Source organism: Alcanivorax sp. HI0083 (assembly GCF_001635175.1).
In genome coordinates, this window is the sequence record NZ_LWFX01001795.1 from 1 (window position 1) to 329 (window position 329).

At 58.4% G+C, this 329-nt stretch carries 1 pseudogene; it reads right to left on the reverse strand.

The annotated features are described in order from the left end of the window. Positions 1–329 (reverse strand): annotated as a pseudogene (locus A3754_RS28375) (sensor histidine kinase); the annotation flags it as partial.

Below are 329 nucleotides of genomic sequence, written 5' to 3' on the forward strand. Positions count from 1 at the left end.
CCACCCTGTTGGGCGTGCTGCAGCTTCCAGGTGCGTTGCTCCAGGGGAGCTGGAACGATCAGGGTTTGCCCTTTGTCAGGGATGCTGATGTGTGCATTGACTGTAGCAAGCGCTTCTATGGAAAGGGGTTGGAATACCGCTCTCAGTGCTTGCTCCATGCCGGATTCGGTTTGGGTTTCCTGTTGGGCGAGCATGGCGGGCAGCGCCTGGGCCAGCCATTCATCCAGCTCCTGGCGCTGGCGGAGAAACATTCTTCTCCACAGATACTGGCGTAGAGGAAAGTAAAGCCAGCCAATAAAGGCTACGGACAGGGTCAGGGTGAGCGGCCC